16 protein-coding genes are annotated in these 14,827 nt (G+C 74.7%); 6 read left to right on the top strand and 10 right to left on the bottom strand.

Translation table 11 applies throughout. The features are described 5' to 3' along the window. Positions 1–61: 61 nt before the first annotated feature. The 3 genes from lexA to ABEB06_RS35580 all read right to left on the bottom strand — a co-directional run bounded on the left by lexA (position 62) and on the right by ABEB06_RS35580 (position 2,525). Positions 62–766 (bottom strand): transcriptional repressor LexA, encoded by a 705-nt coding sequence (gene lexA, locus ABEB06_RS35590; RefSeq protein WP_345701059.1) that lies wholly within the window; start codon positions 764–766, stop codon positions 62–64. Positions 767–775: 9 nt separating this feature from the next. Continuing rightward, entirely contained in the window at positions 776–2,050 is a 1,275-nt protein-coding gene (locus ABEB06_RS35585) for an MFS transporter (protein ID WP_345701058.1), read from the bottom strand. A gap of 178 nt (positions 2,051–2,228) precedes the next feature. Further along, a complete protein-coding gene (locus ABEB06_RS35580; RefSeq protein ID WP_345701057.1) occupies positions 2,229–2,525 on the bottom strand; it encodes a hypothetical protein in 297 nt (98 codons plus the stop codon). Positions 2,526–2,744: 219 nt separating this feature from the next. Between ABEB06_RS35580 and ABEB06_RS35575 the strand changes: the two genes are divergently transcribed. Then, on the top strand, positions 2,745–3,308 hold the full coding sequence (locus ABEB06_RS35575; RefSeq protein ID WP_345701056.1) for a cupin domain-containing protein: 564 nt from the start codon (positions 2,745–2,747) through the stop codon (positions 3,306–3,308). After that, positions 3,301–4,077 (top strand): SDR family NAD(P)-dependent oxidoreductase, encoded by a 777-nt coding sequence (locus tag ABEB06_RS35570; protein WP_345701055.1) that lies wholly within the window; start codon positions 3,301–3,303, stop codon positions 4,075–4,077. Before ABEB06_RS35575 ends, ABEB06_RS35570 begins: the two co-directional genes overlap by 8 nt. 67 nt (positions 4,078–4,144) lie before the next feature. On the opposite strand, the gene sigJ is transcribed toward ABEB06_RS35570, so the two are convergent. Continuing rightward, complete coding sequence (gene sigJ / locus ABEB06_RS35565) at positions 4,145–5,101, bottom strand: RNA polymerase sigma factor SigJ (RefSeq protein ID WP_345701054.1); 957 nt, start codon at positions 5,099–5,101, stop codon at positions 4,145–4,147. A gap of 166 nt (positions 5,102–5,267) precedes the next feature. Here sigJ and ABEB06_RS35560 point away from each other — a divergent pair, with 166 nt between their 5' ends. Next, positions 5,268–5,654 carry a DoxX family protein gene (locus ABEB06_RS35560; protein WP_345701053.1) on the top strand — a complete coding sequence of 129 codons (387 nt, stop codon included), beginning with the start codon at positions 5,268–5,270 and terminating at the stop codon, positions 5,652–5,654. A gap of 155 nt (positions 5,655–5,809) precedes the next feature. Here ABEB06_RS35560 and ABEB06_RS35555 read toward each other — a convergent pair whose 3' ends face one another. The 6 genes from ABEB06_RS35555 to ABEB06_RS35530 all read right to left on the bottom strand — a co-directional run bounded on the left by ABEB06_RS35555 (position 5,810) and on the right by ABEB06_RS35530 (position 11,754). Next, complete coding sequence (locus tag ABEB06_RS35555) at positions 5,810–7,045, bottom strand: sensor histidine kinase (protein ID WP_345701052.1); 1,236 nt, start codon at positions 7,043–7,045, stop codon at positions 5,810–5,812. Next, a complete protein-coding gene (cseB, locus tag ABEB06_RS35550; protein WP_345701051.1) occupies positions 7,042–7,779 on the bottom strand; it encodes a two-component system response regulator CseB in 738 nt (245 codons plus the stop codon). Before cseB ends, ABEB06_RS35555 begins: the two co-directional genes overlap by 4 nt. Next, entirely contained in the window at positions 7,779–8,636 is an 858-nt protein-coding gene (locus ABEB06_RS35545; protein ID WP_345701050.1) for a hypothetical protein, read from the bottom strand. Before ABEB06_RS35545 ends, cseB begins: the two co-directional genes overlap by 1 nt. 174 nt (positions 8,637–8,810) lie before the next feature. Then, positions 8,811–9,491, bottom strand: coding sequence for a class F sortase (locus tag ABEB06_RS35540; protein WP_345701049.1), 681 nt, complete (start codon positions 9,489–9,491; stop codon positions 8,811–8,813). Then, on the bottom strand, positions 9,478–9,840 hold the full coding sequence (locus ABEB06_RS35535; RefSeq protein WP_345701048.1) for a sortase-dependent protein: 363 nt from the start codon (positions 9,838–9,840) through the stop codon (positions 9,478–9,480). Before ABEB06_RS35535 ends, ABEB06_RS35540 begins: the two co-directional genes overlap by 14 nt. 465 nt (positions 9,841–10,305) lie before the next feature. Next, a complete protein-coding gene (locus ABEB06_RS35530) occupies positions 10,306–11,754 on the bottom strand; it encodes an MFS transporter (RefSeq protein ID WP_345701047.1) in 1,449 nt (482 codons plus the stop codon). A gap of 298 nt (positions 11,755–12,052) precedes the next feature. Here ABEB06_RS35530 and ABEB06_RS35525 point away from each other — a divergent pair, with 298 nt between their 5' ends. The 3 genes from ABEB06_RS35525 to ABEB06_RS35515 all read left to right on the top strand — a co-directional run bounded on the left by ABEB06_RS35525 (position 12,053) and on the right by ABEB06_RS35515 (position 14,606). Beyond that, positions 12,053–12,631 carry a TetR/AcrR family transcriptional regulator gene (locus ABEB06_RS35525; protein WP_345701046.1) on the top strand — a complete coding sequence of 193 codons (579 nt, stop codon included), beginning with the start codon at positions 12,053–12,055 and terminating at the stop codon, positions 12,629–12,631. 311 nt (positions 12,632–12,942) lie between these two features. Further along, positions 12,943–13,698: an SDR family NAD(P)-dependent oxidoreductase gene (locus ABEB06_RS35520; protein WP_345701045.1), complete on the top strand. Its 756-nt coding sequence runs from the start codon at positions 12,943–12,945 to the stop codon at positions 13,696–13,698. 62 nt (positions 13,699–13,760) lie between these two features. Then, positions 13,761–14,606: a helix-turn-helix transcriptional regulator gene (locus tag ABEB06_RS35515; RefSeq protein ID WP_345701044.1), complete on the top strand. Its 846-nt coding sequence runs from the start codon at positions 13,761–13,763 to the stop codon at positions 14,604–14,606. Positions 14,607–14,827: the final 221 nt, after the last annotated feature.

Below are 14,827 nucleotides of genomic sequence, written 5' to 3'. Positions count from 1 at the left end.
CAGTGCCCCGTGTGCGGGCGACGGCCTCCGCCCGGAGGGGGCGGTTGCCCGTCGAGGCGGCCTACAGGCGCCGCATGACCGCGACGACCTTGCCGAGGACGGTCGCGTCATCACCGGGGATGGGCTCGTAGGCGGGGTTCTGGGGCATCAGCCAGATCCTCCCGTCCTCGCGCTTGAGTCGCTTGACGGTGGCCTCGCCGTCGATCATCGCGGCGACGATGTCGCCGTTCTCCGCGGTGGGCTGCCGGCGGACCGTCAGCCAGTCGCCGTCGCAGATCGCGGCACCGGTCATGCTGTCGCCCCGCACGATCAGGGCGAACAGCTCGCCCTCGCCGACCAGCTGACGGGGCAGGGTGAGGACGTCCTCGACGGTCTGCTCGGCGAGGATCGGTCCGCCGGCGGCGATCCGGCCGACCAGCGGCACGTACGAGGTGGACGGCCGGGCCCCGGCGGCGGCGAGCGGGGCAGCGGCCGCGCCGAGCGGGCTGCGGTGGGACACCCGGTACGCGCGGGGCCTGTTCGGGTCGGCCACGACGTAGCCCTTGCTCTCCAGGGCCCTGAGCTGGTGGGAGACCGAGGAGGTGGAGGAGAGGCCGACGGCCTCACCGATCTCCCGCATGGACGGCGGGTAGCCGCGGCGGTCGACGGAGTCCTGGATGACCTCGATGACCCTGCGCTGGCGCTCGGTCAGGCCGGCCTCGTCGGTGCGGATGCCCGGCGGCCGGCCGGGGAGCCGGCGGACCGGGTTGTCGGTGCTGTCCGACACGGTGTCTCCTCACTCCGGTGGATCTTGGTGGTGTGGCACTCTACGCCCGCCCCGCCCCGTGGTCCACGTCCGTGCCGCGGCATCCGCACCGGCTTCGACCTGCGCCGACGCTCCGCCGCCGGGCGTCGGCCGCAAGTCCGGCGGGGACGAGGGGGCCGGCGCCGGACCGGGCCGGACGACGGCGCCGAGGACGGCGAGGGCGACCGCCACGAGACCGACGCAGGCCAGGGCCGTGCGCAGGCCGGTGGCAGCGGCGGTCAACCCCACCGCGGCCGGACCGACCAGGAAACCGGAGTAACCCAGGGTGGTGACGATCGAGATGGCCGAGGCTCGCTGATCGACGGCACCGACGCGGCCGGCGAGCGAGAGGATGACGGGGGCGCAGACCGAGGTCCCGAGGCCCGCGACCACCACTCCCAGGAGGGTGAGCGGCGCCGTCGGGGCGACAGCCGCGGCGAACGTCCCGGCCGCGCCCACCAGGGCGCCACCGATGAGCACGCTCCGCTCCGCCGTCCCCGCGAGCAGTCGGTGGTTCAGGAGCCTGCCGGCCGCGGCCGCGGCGGCGAACAGCGCGGGGCCGAGGGCGGCCGCTTGCGGGCTGCTGGAGAAGGCGGACCGCAGCAGGACCGCGGCCCAGCTCTGCCACGCGTTCTCGACCAGGTACGCGAGAGCGCAGAACACTCCGAGAAGGACCAGGGACCGGGTCCACGGCGTGCGCCGTCGTCCGCCGGGCGTCCTCGGCGGACGGTCGTCGTGGCCGAGCGCGTGCACCAGCGCAGCCGTTCCCAGGACGACCGTCGCCACGATCCCCAGCAGCCCGCGCAGGCTCGCCCCGTGGCCGAGGATCGCACCGGAGGAGACCGCACCGACCACGACGGCCGCCGAGAAGCACGCGTGCGCCGCGCTCATGATCGGGCCGGATCGGACCTCCTCCGCGGCCGCCAGCGCGTTGACCGCCACGTCCATCGCCCCGGACGCGGCACCGGTGGCCATCAGCGCCACCACGAGCACCGTGCCCGAGGTCGCGAGTGCGGGGAGGAACCCCGCCACGGCCATGGCGGCGACGCAGCCCGTGACGGCGGGCCTTCCCCAGCGGTCGACGGCCCGACCGGCCGGGCGCATGGAGCACAGCGCCCCGAAACCGATCATGAGGATGGCGACGCCGAGTTCGCCGTCACCGACCCGGCTCTGCCGCTGGAGGTCGGGGACCAGCGCGCCCCAGGCTCCCCAGAACGTCCCGAAGGACAGGAAGGCCGCCAACACCCGGATGCGTCCGCTCTTCATCACATCGCCCCCGCCCCAGGATAGTTGGGCGGACGGCATCCGGACCCGGCCGGTCGTCAGGCGACCCTGACGATGCTCTTCCCATGGGTGGTGGTGCCGGACACCAGAGCGGCGATCACGCCCCCGTCGGCGGGCTCGTGTTCGGCGGTGATGTCGACCCGCGCGACCTGCTCGGGAATCAGGCGCCGGAGTTGTCCACGTGCCCGACGATTTCGAAGAATTCGACCTCGGGCGGTGCGCCGTAAATCCCCGTCACCATGTCGACGATCTCCTCCGTGAAGAAGGAGCGGCCCTTCTCCTCGTCGTCCCACACGTAGAAGTTCCTGGCCTGGCCGCTGTCTTCGTCGAGCATGAAGCTCTTGAAGCGAAGGCCGGGCATGCCTTCGAACGGTCCTCGGAGTTCGTCGGCGATCTTCGTGAGAGTTGCACGGTCGAACTTCTCGGCCTGCGTGAAAGTCACGAGCACGCCGATCATCGGACCTCCTGCGAATGGGGGTGCTGGCGACGAATCCTATGACACGGAATCACGAATCCTCGGCCCCGAAACGCGCGTCGGAGATTCGCCCCGGGAGCGCGACCCGCAGGGCCGTCCGGGCGGTCGCGGCCCGGCGCCGGCGCGCGGTGCAGGGTGCCGGGCGGGGTGCCGCGTAGTGTCCGCGGTGGCAGGGCGGCGCGGGGACGGAGGGCCGAGGGCGTGGAGAGCTCCCGGGCCGGGTCGGCGGCCGGACCGTCCCCCTCGGAGCGGATCGCCGCCGCGTACGGCCTGGTGCCGCTGCCGGTGGAGGGCGGCCGGTTCCGCCGCACCTGGGCGGGCCCACCGGGCCCGGACGGCCGACCGGCCGGTTCGGTGATCCTGGCACTGCTCACCTCCGAACCCGGCGACTTCTCCGCGATGCACCGGCTCCCGGTCGACGAGGTGTGGCACTTCTACCGCGGCGACCCGCTGGAGGTCCTCCTGCTCGGCCCGGACGACGCGGGCCGGTCGGTCGTCCTCGGCGGACCGCAGGAGGACGCCGCGGTGCAGTTGGTGGTGCCGGCCGGCACCTGGATGGGTGCCCGGGTCGCGCCGGGCGGCACCTGGTCGCTGTTCGGCACCAGCATGGCCCCCGGATTCACCCCCGCCTCCTACGAAGGCGGCACCGCCGAGGAGTTGGCCCTCCGCTACCCCGAACGGGCGCCACTGGTACGGGCGTTGTGCCGCCCGGGAGCGCCCACCACGATGCCGGCCGACCGCACCGGTGGAGGTCTCGATGACTGACGGCGGCGGGCCGGTCCTTCCCGGGATCGCGGGCAAGGTGGTCCTGGTCCTCGGTGCCGGCGGCGGCATCGGTTCGGCCGTTGCCGAGCGGTTCGCCGCCGCGGGCGCCGAGGTCGTGCTGCACGCCCACCGCAGCACCACCGCCACCGACGCGGCCGCGGACCGGATCGCGGCGGCGGGCGGTGCCGCGCTCCCGGTCGCCGCGGACCTGACCGACCCGTCCGCCGGGGACCGGGTGGTGGGAGCGGCGACCGCCTGGCGCGGCCGGCTGGACGTCCTGGTCAACGCCGCGGGCGTCCAACCCGTCGCTCCGCTCGTCGAGTTGACCGACGAGGACTGGCACGCCGTGCTGGACACCGACCTCGGTGCCGCCGTCCGGTGCACCGCCGCGGCAGCCCGGGTGATGCAGCCCGGATCGTCCGTCGTCCACATCGCCTCGATCGAGGGCAGCCAACCCGCGGCCGGCCACGCCCACTACTGCGCGGCCAAGGCGGCCCTGATCATGTTCGCCCGTTCGGCGGCCCTGGAGCTGGGTCCGAGGGGCCTGCGGGTCAACACCGTCTCCCCCGGGCTGATCTCCCGTCCGGGTCTCGCCGGGTCCTGGCCGGAGGGCGTGCGCCGCTGGCGGGCCGCCGCTCCGCTCGGCCGGCTCGGCACGCCCGGGGACGTGGCGGACGCCTGCCTCTTCCTCGCCTCCCCGTTCGCCTCCTGGATCACCGGCCACGACCTGGTCGTGGACGGCGGTGTGAGCTCCCACCCGACCTGGTGAGCCGCTGCGGCACCGGCCCGCGCGCAGACGCGTCGAGGTGCTCCGGGCACTGCCCGGGAATCGGAGTTCAGCCCTCGGCGCCGTCCCCGGCAGGCCTCTCGCGCAGCCTGGCGACGTCGGAGACCGGTCCGAGGTGGCCGAGCTTGTCGGGGTTGGACACGGAGTGGATCGCCCGGACCGCGCCGTCGACGAGGTCGAGTGCGACGACGCCGGCGACGCGCCCCTCGGCGTCGTGCATGACGGCGCCCGGCATGCCGTTGATCCGCGCCGGCCGCGCGGAGACGCCGAACGTCCGGGTCCGGCGGAGCCCGCCGACGAGCAGCCGGGCGACCCGCCCCAGGCCCGTCAGCGACGTCCCGATCGCCCGCGCCTTGCCGCCGCCGTCCCCGTGGAAGACCACGTCGGGCGCGAGCATCGCGAGCAGCGTCTCCAGGTCACCGCCCTCGGCGGCCTCGAAGAACCGGCGGGCGAGCTCGTCGCCCTCCGCCCGCCGCCCGGGCGGCGGTGCCGCGCCCGCCACCGGCGTCCCGGCAGCGATCCGCTTCCTGGCGCGGGCGAAGATCTGACGGCAGTTCGGCTCGGACTTGCCGACGATCCCCGCCACGTCCGGATAGCCGTACCCGAAGGCCTCACGCAGCAGGAACACCGCGCGCTCCACCGGGGACAGCGCTTCCAGGAGCACCAGGAACGCCATCGACAGCGCGTCGGCCAGCTCCACGTACTCGGCCGGCCCCGGCCGGTCGCCGCAGACCACGACCGGCTCGGGCAGCCACTCGCCCACGTAGCTCTCCCGTCGCACCCGCGCCGACCCCAGGTGGTTGATCCCCAGCCGGGTCACCGAGGTGGCCAGGTACGCCTTCGGGTCGTTGATCGCGGTCCCCGCCCGGTGAGCCCGGGTCAGGCCCAGGAAGGCGTCCTGGACGAGGTCCTCGGCGTCACCCACGGAGCCGGTCATCCCGTAGGCGATGGAGAACAGCAACGGCCGGTATCCGGCCGCGTCCGCGACTTCGGCTGACTCCGTCATGGCCCCTCTCCCCCGCCCGCGTCCCCGCGTCCGGCACACAGCTGCCGACCAGCAGGGTATCCGGGGCCCCTCCCGCTCCCACCGTGACGCAGGTCACGTCCGCTCCTGTCACAGCACGGCGGGGTGCCCTGTCTCAAGGAGCACACGGACTTTCAGGGAGATGCTCATGAACCTCGCACTGTGGATCGTCACCGGACTGCTCGCCACCGCCTACCTGTTCGGCGGCGTGTTCAAGGTGGTCACGCCGAAGGAGCGGATCGCCGCCGCCGGCCGCAGCGGCCGATGGGTCGAGGAGTTCAGTGCGGGCGGCGTCAAGGCCATCGGCGCCGTCGAGATCCTGGCCGCGGCCGGCCTGGTGCTGCCCGCCGTGCTCGACGTCGCGCCCGTCCTGGTGCCGTTGGCCGCCGTCGGCCTGGTGCTGCTCATGGTCGGCGCCGCGATCACCCGGTTCCGGCGCCGCGAGTTCACGCTCGTGGCGGTGGACCTCGTCTACGTCGCGCTGGCCGCCTTCGTGGCCTGGGGCCGCTTCGGCCCCGGGTCCTTCCTCGGCTGACGCGGCGGGCCGGGGGCCTGGAGCCGGGTCTGCGCGGTCACGCCGGAACGGCGCCGCACCACCGCGCTGCCGCGTCGGACCGCCCCCGCAGAAGCGGAAGAACCCGAGTGGAGCACGTGGGAGCACCGGCAGGCCGGGCTGACGTCCCGTGGGGTTCAGGCCCGGGGCCGGCCGGCGACGGGGTCGGGGGCGGGCAGGTGGAGGGTGGCGAGGGCGCCCCCGGCGGGGTGGTTGGACAGGCGCAGGTCGACGCCGATCGCCTCGGCGTGGCCCTGGGCGATGGTCAGGCCGAGGCCGTGGCCGCCGCCGCGTTCGCGGGCGCCGGTGCGGAAGCGCTGGGGGCCCTCGCGCAGCACCTCCTCGGGGTAGCCGGGGCCGTGGTCGCGGATGGTCACGGTGGCGCCGTCGGCTGCCACCACCAGCGGGGGGCGGCCGTGCCGCTGGGCGTTGGCGACCAGGTTGGCGACCACCCGGTCGAGGCGGCGCGGGTCGGTGGTGACCACGGTGTCGGAGTCGATCCGCAGCTCGGGCTCGGCCCCGGCGGCGGCCAGGATCCGGGTCAGCAGCGGGCCGAGCGGCAGGTCGGAGAGTTCCGGGGTCTCGGCGCCGGCGTCCAGCCGGGACACTTCCAGCAGGTCCTCCGTCAGGTCGCGCAGGGCGCGCACCCGGTCGCGCACCAGCTCGGTCGGTCGCCCGGGCGGCAGCAGCTCGGAGGCGGTGAGCAGGCCGGTCAGCGGGGTGCGCAGCTCGTGCGCCACGTCGGCGGTGAAGCGCTGCTCGCCGACGAGCTTGCTGCGCAGCGCGGCGGACATCGAGTCGACGGCGGCGGCGAGTTCGGCCACTTCGTCGCGGGCCCGGCCGAGCGGTCCGATCCGGGCGTCCAGGTCGCCCCGGGCGATGGTGCGGGCGGTGCGGGCGGCGGTCCGCAGCCGGCTGCTGATCCGGTCGGCGGCGAGCACGCCGGCGAGCACGGTGACCGCGACCGACAGGGCGGCGCCGACCGCGACCGCGCGGTCCAGGTCGGCGATCGCCCGTTCGTCGTCGGCGTAGTCGATCCGTACGGACAGCACGCGCGCGTCGGTCCCGGCGGCGGCCCACATCGCGGTGCCGCGCGGGCCGGGGCCGAGCACGGAGCCCTGGTGGCCTCGCTCGGCGAGTCGGCGCAGCTCCGCGGGGAGCGCGGGGTCGTCGGCGGCGGCGTGCCAGCCCGCCCCGAGTTCGCCGGTGGCGTCGTAGCCGGTGAGTGCGGCGTCGAGGGCGGCCATGGCGGACTTGCGGGCCTGGTCGGTGTGCTGGCGCACGGAGGCCTGGTGGACCAGGATTCCGACGGCGAGCGCGACCAGGCAGGAGACCAGTGCGATGACCGCGGCGATCTGCCGGCGGAGCGTCATGCCGTCCGCCGCAGCTTGTACCCGAAGCCCCGGACGGTCTCGATCCGGGTGGCGCCGATCTTCGCCCGGAGCCGCTGGACGTGCACGTCGACGACGCGGCTGTCGGCGCCCCAGGAGTAGTCCCAGACCCGTTCCAGCAGCGTCTGGCGCTCCAGCAGGACGCCGGGGGCGGCGGTGAATTCGAGCAGCAGCCGCAGTTCGGTCGGGGTGAGCGGGACGGGACGCCCGGCCACCTTGACCTCCATCGCGTCGGTGTCCACCTCCAGGTCGTCGATCACCCGTACCGCATGGACCGGACCGGGGTCCGGCGTGGCGGTGGCGGAGGCTGTGGCGGATGCGGCCGGGCCGAGGCCGGTGCGCCGCAGGACGGTGCGGATCCGGGCGACCAGGACGGCGGTCTCGAACGGCTTGACGACGTAGTCGTCGGCGCCTGCCTCCAGGCCGGAGATCACGTCGATCGGCTCGGTGCGGGCCGACATCATCAGGATCGGCAGCTGGCTCTCCTCGCGGATCCGCCGGCACAGGCCGACACCGTCGAGCAGCGGGAGCATGACGTCGAGCAGCAGCAGGTCCGGCGGGGCCGCGCGGAAGCGCTCCAGGCCCTCCAGTCCGTCCGCCGCCGTCTCGACCGGGAAGCCGTAGCGTTGCAGGGCGAGTTGGGTGGCCTCGCGGATGACCTCGTCGTCCTCGACCAGCAGGATGCGCGGGGTGCCGGGCACGGGTGCGGTCGTCATCAGTACCTCGTCGGGGTGGGCCGGGCGGTCGGTGCGGCGCCGCCGTTCGGTGCGCTCCTGCTCGCCGGTGCCGCCGGGGTCGGGGCCACCGACGGCTCCTCCCGCTGCGCGGGCGACCGGGACGGCGCGGCGGACGGGACGGGGGACGGCACCGAAGTGGGGTCCGGCAGGCAGCCGGGGGCGTCCGCGGCCGGGCCGGTGGCCTTGATCCGGCGGTCGACGAAGGCCATCCGGACGGTGTTCCAGCGGTAGGTGCTGCTGGTCTCGGCGAGCGGACCGGTGGGCTCGTGGACGACCAGGTCCGCTCCGACGGTCTCGGCGGTGAAGCCCGGCAGCGCCGTCAGGGCCAGCACCGGCAGCACGTCCCGGCCGTGCTGCGTGTAGACGTGCAGCACGGCGCGCCCGGCGCCGGAGCCGGTCCCACCGGCGGCCCCGGTCCCGGTTCCGGTCACCACGGCGGTCAGCAACTCGGGGCTGCCGTCGCCGTTGAGGTCGCGGTACTGGGCGGGCCGGACCGCACAGCCGTCGCACCCTCCTGCCAGCGCCGCCTGCTCGCCCGCACCGAGGTCGGGGTCCTTGGCGAGCACGGCGCGGGCGTCGAGTTCGGTGAGCGCTCCGACCGCGAGGCCGGGCAGCGGGACGGGCGGCTGCTGGTCCACCGACGCCCGGGGGGAGGCCGGGGCGCTGGTCTCGGCGGCCGGCCACAGCTGCTGCGGACTCGGGTGGGCCTTGATCGGCCGGGTCGCCCCGGCGTCGTCGAGTCCGCCGGAGGCCTGGCAGCCGGTGGCCGCCACGGCGGCCAGCAGGCCGAGCAGGACGCACCTGAGCAGGGCGGCGCGGAGGGGCCAGGTCCTCACGTCGAACGGTGCCTTTCGGGAGCGGGCGGTGAAAGGGTCAGTCTGCACCACGTGCCCCGGCCGCCCGCCGACCCCGGGTGGCGGGGCGGGACGGACGGCCGGCGGGGCCCGCGGGGCTCGGGGCAGCGCGGTCCGCGGGGCCCGCGGCGGTAAGGCCTGCACGGTCCGCGGTGCTCAGGGCAGCGGGTCGGCGAAGACGATGATGTTGTCGGTGTAGTGACCGTTGCCCGCGAGGGTGCCGCCGCAGGTGATCAGCCGGAGCTGCGGACCCGCGGTGTCGCCGTAGACCAGCTCGGTCGGGAAGGCGTCCTTGGCGAACTGCCGGAGCTCGCGCACCCGGTAGGCGAGCGTGCTGCCGTCCTCGCGCCCGATCTCGATCCGGTCGCCCGGGTGCAGGCGGGGCAGTTCGTGGAACACCGCCGGCCCCTTGTGGGTGTCGTAGTGCCCGAGCAGCACCGCCGGCCCGACCTGGCCGGGCCCGGGGCCGCCCCGGTACCAGCCGACCTGTTCCGGCCGGTCCAGTGAGGGCACCTCCACGGTGCCGTCCGGGTTGAGACCGACGCCCCGCACCGGCGCGTCCACCCCGATCCGGGCGATCACCAGCCGGACCGGCGGCGACAGCCGGAGCTGGGCCGTTGCGGACGAGGGCGGCGCGGTGGACGGCGTCCCGCCTCCGGCCGAGGTCGGCGCACCGTCCGCGGTGCGTGCCCCGTCGGCCGCTGCGATCCGTACCGGCGCGGGATCCTGGTCCCGCGCGGCGAGCAGCGTCGCGCCGCCCGCGAGCAGGAGTCCGGCCGCCGCGGCCGGCGCCCACCGGGGGCGCCGACCGCGACGGTGCGCGCTAGTCCTGCGCACCGGCACGGCGCCGGACGACGACCAGGCCGATCCCGGCAGCGCCGGCCGCCGCCAGCACGGTGCCCACGACCAGCGTGACGGTCGAGCCGCCGTCGGCCGCTCCCTCACCGGTCTGCGCACCGCCCTTGGGCACGGCGGTGACCTGCGTGGCGGGCGAGCGGGACGGCACCGGGCTGGGCACCGCGGTCGGAGCCACCGACGGCGAGGAGCTGGGTGTCGCCCGGGCGGGCGACGGGCTGGCACTGCCGTCGGCGAACGCGACCGCGCCGGGCAGCGCGAGCGCGCCGACGGCGGCGGCGGAGACCAGAGCAAGTCGCGTGGCGCGGCGCACGGACGGGGTGGATGACATCGGCTTCCTCCATCTGCTCGTCACCCGCGGCCCGGTGGCCGCCGGTTGACGCTGCTCACGCTAGGAAGCCCGTCCCTCGGCGAGCCGCCGGTCGTGTAACGGCCACCGGCCGACTCCGTAACAGTCCCGATGGCGTCGTCGGCGAGCGGGAGGACGGCGAGAAGTTGGGCGCGGCTGTCGCCCCGCCATTGCCCTGCGGAGCTTCTGCCTGGGCCCTCGCCCCGGCGAGGTGGCGGGCACCGGCCGCCTTTCCGCAGCGCCGGCCGCGAGAGCGATCGGAACCCGAGGGCCGGGGCGCTGCGATCCGCCCTGGGCGCGGATCGCAGCGCCCCGACCGGCTACGCGCGAAGTGCGTTTCCTCCCAGACGGAAGCCGGGGCATCCATGAGGGATCCGATGGAGCCGACTTTCTTGGTGCTGCCGTCCCGGTCCGCTGCGCATCCATGACCCTGCGGGTTCCGTCCGGTCAGCGGCCGATGGGCTCCCGGGACGGCGCGGCAGCGGCCGGCACCGCGCCCGGGCCGGCGCCCGGCACGGTCGCCCGGGTGGCGCTGCGGGTGGGAACGGCGAGGGCCGCGACGGCGGCGGCCAGGCAGAACACCGCCAACAAGGTGAAGCCGTGGGTGTAGCCGGCCTCGTAGGGGCGGCCGCTGGGCTGCAGGTGGCCGGTGACCAGCCCGGTCATCAGGGCCGCGCCCATCGAGCCGCCGATGGTGCGGATGTTGGCGTTCATGCCGGTGGCCGCACCGGTCTGCGCGGGGGGAACGCTCTGGACGACCAGGTTGCTCATCGAGGCGAAGGCCAGCCCGATGCCGAGCCCGAACACGCCCGCCGCGAGGGCGACGTCGAGGGGCACCCGGTGCCGGGCGGCGAGGAGGGCGCAGGCGGCGGCGCCGAGCAGCGCGCCGGTGACGAGCTGGGCCTTGGCCGGGAAGCGGCCGGCCAGCCTGCCGCTGAGGAGGCCGGAGACGAACATGGCGACCAGCATCGGCAGCATCAGCAGTCCGGCGCCGGTGACGCTGGAGCCGAAGCCGTACCCGGCCGAGGTCGGGGTCTGGACGAAGCCGGGCAGGAAGGCCCAGACGGCGTACATGCCGCCGCCGAAGAGCAGTGCCGCGGTGTTGGTGGTCCAGACGGCCGGCAGGCGCATCACCCGCATGTCGATCAGCGGGTTGCGGGAGCGGGTCTCGCCGGCGATCCAGAGGGCGAAGAGGACTGCGGCGGCGGCGAGCAGGCCGATCACCGGGGTGGAGCCCCAGCCCCACTTGGCCGCCTGGCTGACGGGGAGCAGCAGGGCGACCAGCCAGCCGGAGAGCAGGACGGAGGAGCGCCAGTTGACGCTGCCTTCGGTGCGGTGCGGCGACTCGGGGATGTAGCGGTGGGCGAGCAGGGCGGTGGCGGCGACCACGATGACGGGGAACCAGAACAGCCAGCGGTAGTCCAGTGCGCCGACGATCGGGCCGGCCAGGACCATGCCGAGTCCACTGCCGACCGCGATCACGGCGGACAGGTTGCTGATGCCGGTGGGGACCCGGCCCGGCGGGAACTCGTCGCGGATGATGCCGAAGGACAGCGGGAAGAGCGCGCCGGCGATGCCCTGCAGCACGCGGGCGACGATCAGCACGGTGACGTTCGGGGCCAGGGCGGCGACGAGGCAGCCGATCAACAGGGCGAGGAGTGCGGCGACCAGGGTGCGCTTCTTGCCGACCATGTCGCCGACCCGGCCGAGGATCGGTGTGAAGACGGAGGCGGACAGCAGGTAGGCGGTCATCACCCAGGTGACGGTGGACTGCGAGGTGTGCATCGCGGACTGGACGATCGGCAGTGCGGGCGTGATCAGCGACTGGAGCAGCGCGAACACACCGGCGCCTGTGGCGAGGACGCCGAAGGTGAGGCGGTTGGACTGGCGGTTCATGGGACCTTCTCGGACTCGGCGACTCGGAGATCGCGGCGCGGGAACGGCAAGAACGGCGGGGACGGTGCGGGTACGGGTGCGGATGCGGGCAGTTCGGCGGCGCACGGGCAGCGGGCGTCCGGCAGCCGTGCGGACCGGGTGCGCAACGGCGCACGGGGCCGTGAGGGCGGCGGACGGAGGCGGCCCGCCCGTGGGCGGGCAGGGCCAAGGAGGGGCCCCGGTGCTAAAGTCGAGGCATGCCTCCACATTAGCGGAGGCACCCCTCCGGTTCAATCCCGGGCGTCGAAACGAGGTCACCGTGCCGGACCAGATCGTGGTGAGCGACTTCCTCGCCGCCCGGCGCCCGCGCCGGACCGACGCAGCGCGGAACTTCGACGCGCTGCTCGCGGCCGCCCGCGAGGCCTTCGCCGAGCACGGTGCCGACGCCTCCCTGGAGGACATCGCCCGCCGCGCCGGGGTCGGCATCGCCACCCTCTACCGCAACTTCCCCACCCGCCGGCACCTCTTCGAAGCCGTGTACGCCAACGAGGTCGACGACCTCGGCCGGGTCGCCGCCGAGGTCTCCGGCGAACCGCCGTGGCAGGCCCTGACCCTCTGGCTGCGCCGCTTCGTCGACTACGCCATGACCAAGCGCGCGATCCGCGAAGCGCTGGAGGGCGAGGAGAGCGACGTCTTCCTGGCCTGCCGCCAGTCCATGTACGACGCCGGTACCCCCCTGCTCCACCGCGCCCAGGAGACCGGCGAGGTCCGCACAGACATGAGCATCGACGACCTGCTGCGCCTGGTCTCCGGCATCACCTCGGTGGCCTTCCCCGACGAGGCGCAGCGCGACCGGGTCCTGGGCATCGCCCTCGACGGGATCCGCACCCGGCACTGAACCGCGGCGCCCGGCCTCCGGAGGGAGCCCCGACCGCCCTCGGCCCGCTCATCGACCCGAACCAGCGCTCCTGCGGCACCGTCCACCGGCAGGGCGCAGCCGAGCTCGCCCGCCCCCTGGAAGGACGTCCGCCTGGTCGGCGATGCCGGGCGGAGCACGAATCTCCACGGGTGACGGCGGGAGGCCGAAGGGGGGACCGGCGGTCCCTGGACGACTGCGGCCTTCATCCGCCGTACGGACTGCAGCACCGTTGAGGACGAAGGCGGCGGACCGGCCGGTCCGCCCGCACCCTGCCGGGAACGGAGCCCACCATGACCCGCATCGCCCTCGTCACCGGTGCCAACCGCGGCCTCGGTCGCAGCACTGCCCTGCACCTCGCCGAGGCCGGCACCGATCTGATCCTCACCTACCGCTCGCATGCCGAGGAGGCCGCCGACGTGGTGGCGGAAGCCCGGAAGCTGGGCCGTACGGCGGTCGCACTGCGCCTGGACACCGGGGACACCGCCGCGTTCCCCGCCTTCACCGCGCAGGTGCGCGAGGTACTGGCGCGGGAGTGGGGCCGCGACGACCTCGACGTCCTCGTCAACAACGCCGGCCACGGCGTGCACGCGCCGTTCGAGGAGACCACCGAGGAGCAGTTCGACGGACTGATGGACGTCCATGTCAAGGGCGTCTTCTTCCTCACCCAGTCGCTGCTGCCGCTGATCAAGGACGGCGGCCGCATCCTCAACGTCTCGACCGGCCTGACCCGCTTCATCGCCGCCCCCACGTCCGCCTACGCGGCGGCCAAGGGCGCCGTGGAGATCCTCACCCGCTATCTCGCCAAGGAGCTGGGACCGCGCGGCATCGCGGTCAACACCCTCGCGCCGGGCGCCACCGGCACCGACTTCGGCGGCGGCGGGGTCCGTGACAACCAGGACATGCGCGGGATGCTGAGCAGCGTCACCGCCATGGGCCGCCCCGGGGAGCCCGAGGACATCGGCGCCGCAGCCGCAACGCTGCTCGCCGAGGGCACCTCCTGGGTCACCGGGCAGCGCATCGAGGCGTCGGGCGGCATGCTGCTCTGAGCCGTCCGACCCGCACACTGCCGCCACCGTGAGGTACCAGGACGACGAGGGAGACTTGAGCCGTGGACCGAGCACAACTCGCGGACTTCCTCCGCACGCGCCGCGAAGCCCTGCAACCCGAGGACGTGGGCCTGCCCCGCGGGCCGCGCCGCCGCACCCGCGGGCTGCGTCGGGAGGAGGCGGCGACGCTGAGCGGCATGTCCACCGACTACTACAGCCGGCTGGAGCAGCAGCGCGGGCCGCAGCCCTCGGAGCCGATGCTCGCCGCGATCGCCCGCGGACTGCGGCTGTCGCTCTCCGAACGCGACCACCTCTTCCGCATCGCGGGGCACAACACGCCCTCCCGCCCCGGCGCTCTGCGCTCGGACCACATCACGCCCGGCCTGATGCGCATCCTCGGGCGACTGGACGACACCCCCGCCCAGGTCGTCAGCGACGTGGCGGAGACCCTCGCCCAGACCCCGATGGCCTGTGCCCTCCTCGGCGACCAGACGCGGTTCACCGGCCCCGAGCGCAGCCTCACCTACAGGTGGTTCACCGATCGTGCCACCCGGCTGCTGTATCCGGAGGAGGATCACCCCCTGCACAGCCGTTTCTTCACCTCCGGCCTGCGCGCCGCCTACTCCCGGCAGGGCGCGGGCGGCCGGGCCGAGGAACTGCGCGACCTCCTCCTGGACCGCAGCGAGGAGTTCGCCACCCTGTGGAGCGCCCACGAGATCGATGTGCCGCGCATGGACCCCAAGCGGGTGCGCCATCCCGAACTGGGCGTCCTCGCCCTGCAGTGCCAGGTGCTGCTGGACCCGGAGCAGAGCCAGACCCTGCTGGTGTACACGGCGATCCCGGGATCCCCGGACGACGAGAAGCTCCGGCTGCTGCCGGTCCTGGGGGCGCGGGCGGCTGGGACCTGATGCCGCGAGAGGCCTCGGTCGCCGTCGGGAGGACGACCGCGGGCGGCGCCCGCCTTCCCGAGTCGCACCTGCTGATCGACAACACGCACCCGGAGCCGGACGAGGGCGCCGAGCGGGCCGTCGTCCACTCCGGGCTCCGACCGGCCGCCGTCACACCGGTCCCACTGGTCACGCCGGGAGCCCGGGACTCGCGGACCCGGGCACGCGGGATCCGCGGCGTT

Origin of the sequence: Kitasatospora terrestris (genome assembly GCF_039542905.1) — a bacterium.
Classification (GTDB): Bacteria; Actinomycetota; Actinomycetes; order Streptomycetales; family Streptomycetaceae; genus Kitasatospora; species Kitasatospora terrestris.
Note: the sequence above shows the minus strand (reverse complement) of the source record. Positions and strands in the feature narration are given on the sequence as shown.

What these genes read in the sequence shown, in the direction of transcription:
- ABEB06_RS35585 (WP_345701058.1), bottom strand. Translation starts at nt 2,050, where the DNA reads ATGAAGAGCGGACGCATCCGGGTGTTGGCGGCCTTCCTGTCCTTCGGG.
- ABEB06_RS35580 (WP_345701057.1), bottom strand. Translation starts at nt 2,525, where the DNA reads ATGATCGGCGTGCTCGTGACTTTCACGCAGGCCGAGAAGTTCGACCGT.
- ABEB06_RS35570 (WP_345701055.1), top strand. Translation starts at nt 3,301, where the DNA reads ATGACTGACGGCGGCGGGCCGGTCCTTCCCGGGATCGCGGGCAAGGTG.
- sigJ (WP_345701054.1), bottom strand. Translation starts at nt 5,101, where the DNA reads ATGACGGAGTCAGCCGAAGTCGCGGACGCGGCCGGATACCGGCCGTTG.
- ABEB06_RS35560 (WP_345701053.1), top strand. Translation starts at nt 5,268, where the DNA reads ATGAACCTCGCACTGTGGATCGTCACCGGACTGCTCGCCACCGCCTAC.
- ABEB06_RS35555 (WP_345701052.1), bottom strand. Translation starts at nt 7,045, where the DNA reads ATGACGCTCCGCCGGCAGATCGCCGCGGTCATCGCACTGGTCTCCTGC.
- cseB (WP_345701051.1), bottom strand. Translation starts at nt 7,779, where the DNA reads ATGACGACCGCACCCGTGCCCGGCACCCCGCGCATCCTGCTGGTCGAG.
- ABEB06_RS35535 (WP_345701048.1), bottom strand. Translation starts at nt 9,840, where the DNA reads ATGTCATCCACCCCGTCCGTGCGCCGCGCCACGCGACTTGCTCTGGTC.
- ABEB06_RS35530 (WP_345701047.1), bottom strand. Translation starts at nt 11,754, where the DNA reads ATGAACCGCCAGTCCAACCGCCTCACCTTCGGCGTCCTCGCCACAGGC.
- ABEB06_RS35520 (WP_345701045.1), top strand. Translation starts at nt 12,943, where the DNA reads ATGACCCGCATCGCCCTCGTCACCGGTGCCAACCGCGGCCTCGGTCGC.